Annotated in this window: 2 protein-coding genes; both read right to left on the minus strand. The window is 71.1% G+C overall.

Features of this window, described 5'->3' with window-relative positions; genetic code table 11:
* Positions 1-919 (minus strand): amidase (locus tag WA944_RS10565; protein ID WP_526646883.1); only part of this gene is annotated, 919 nt, incomplete at its 3' end.
* Between the two features lie 2 nt (positions 920-921).
* A complete protein-coding gene (locus WA944_RS10570; RefSeq protein WP_526646885.1) occupies positions 922-1,899 on the minus strand; it encodes a D-2-hydroxyacid dehydrogenase in 978 nt (325 codons plus the stop codon).
* Positions 1,900-2,107 lie beyond the last annotated feature (208 nt).

Genomic DNA, 2,107 nt, shown 5'->3' on the forward strand with positions numbered 1-2,107 from the left:
GCACATGGAACGCCTCCACCGGGTCGGTGAACCCCGGGTCGACCTCCTCGACCACCGCACCGGCATGGGCCAGCACCGCCACAGCGGCGCGCACCGCGGCGTCGACCTCCGGGTCGTTGCGCACGAAGCCGAGGTTCGGGGAGAACCCGACCCGCAGCCCCGCCACCCCGCCGTCGAGGCCGTCGAGGAACGAGTTCGTCGGTGTCGGCATCGCGGCCCAGTCCCGGGCGTCGAACCCGGTGATCACATCGAGCAGCGCGGCGGTGTCGCGCACCGTGCGCGTCATCGGACCCGAATGCGCCAGCGTCCCGAACGGGCTGGCCGGATAGTGCGGGATCAGGCCGAACGTCGGCTTCAGCGCGACCGTCCCGGTGAACGCCGCCGGGATCCGCACCGAGCCGCCGCCGTCGGTGCCCACCGACCACGGCCCCATGCCCAGCCCCACCGCCGCCGCGCTGCCACCGCTGGAGCCGCCCGCCGTCACCGCCGGATCCCACGGGTTGCCGGTGGGGCCGAAGGTCAGCGAGTCGGTGACGCCCTTCCACGCGTATTCCGGCGCCGTCGTCTTGCCGAGCAGCACCGCGCCGGTTTCCCGCAAGCGTGCGACACACGGGGAGTCCTCGTCCCACGGGCCCGCCGCGTCGATCAGGGCACTGCCCCGCAGCGTCGGCCAGCCCCGGGTCAGGAACACGTCCTTGATCGACGTCGGCACCCCGTCACCCGGGCCCAGCGGCTCCCCGGCGTACCAGCGGGCCGCTGACGCCTCGGCCGCGACGAGCGCCCCCTCGACGTCCACCAGTACGAACGCGTTGACGGCCGGGTTGTAGGCCTCGGTGGCGTCCAGCGCGGCGAGGGTGGCCTCCACCGGGGAGATGGTCTTGTCCCGGTAGCCCGCAACCAGCTCGGTGGCCTCGAACATCATCACCTCGTCCCGCCCGGGATGTAGCCCAGTTGCTTGTCCACCACATTGTGCAGGGGCTCCCCGGCCAGCCAGCGACGGGCATTGGCGGCGAACTGCGCAGCCAGCGCATCCCGCCAGCCGACGACGTCGGCGGACATGTGCGCGGTGATCGTCACGTTCGGCGCGTCCCACAGCGGGTGATCGGCCGGCAGCGGCTCGGTGTCGAACACGTCGAGCGTCGCTCCCCCGATCCTGTGTTGGGTCAGCGCGTCCAGCAGCGCGGCCTCCTCGACCATCGGCCCGCGGGCGATGTTCACCAGATGCGCGTCGGGTTTCATCGCGGCCAGCACGGCCTCGTCCACCAGGCCGTGGGTCGCCGCTGTCAGCGGGGCGGCCAGGACCAGGTGATCACACCACCCGGCGTGGCCGGCCAGGTCGGCGCTGTCGACGACCTCACCGAAGTCCGGATCGTCGGCGACGGGCCGGCGCCCCGCGCCGCGCACCGTCAGCCCCGCCGCCCGCAGCAGCTTCGCGATCTCGCGGCCGATGCCGCCGGTGCCGACGACCAGCGCGGTGGCGCCGGTGATGCTGCGCGTCTCGCGGTGACGCCACTCGTGGCGGCGCTGCAACTCGAAGCTGGTGCGGCTGTCCTTAGCGTGCGCGATCACCGCGCCGAGCACATACTCGGCCAGCGGCCGGTCGAACACCCCACGCGCATTGGTCACCACCACGTCAGAGGCCCGCAGCTCGTCGAACAACAGCGTGTCGACACCCGCGGCGGTGATGTGAATCCACTGTAAATTCGTCGCCTCGGCCCACACGTCGCGCACCGCGGTGGAGAAGAAGTCCCACAGCAGCAGTCCCTGCGCTCCGCCGACCGCCTCCGCGAGGCCGTCAGCCGCACAAAAGCGCAGCTCAACGTCCAGATCCTGGATCCCGGGGGGTCGGTCATCCGCGTGTGCGCACAGCACTGCCACCACCGGTCGAGTTCCAGGCACGGGGACGAGGCTAGGAACCCGACCGTCGGATTGTCAACAATCAGACTTGCGGAGAGGTCAGGTCGGCCCCACACTGTGCAAATGAACCCCTCGCCACCTCTGCAGCAGGCCGGGATCGGAGTCGTTGTTCCCTACGATTTCGCTCTTGACCGGGAGCTTTGGCGATGGTTGCCGGACGACGTCAGCCTGCACATGACGCGGATGCCCT

This window comes from Mycobacterium sp. (assembly GCF_049683355.1).
GTDB lineage: Bacteria > Actinomycetota > Actinomycetes > Mycobacteriales > Mycobacteriaceae > Mycobacterium.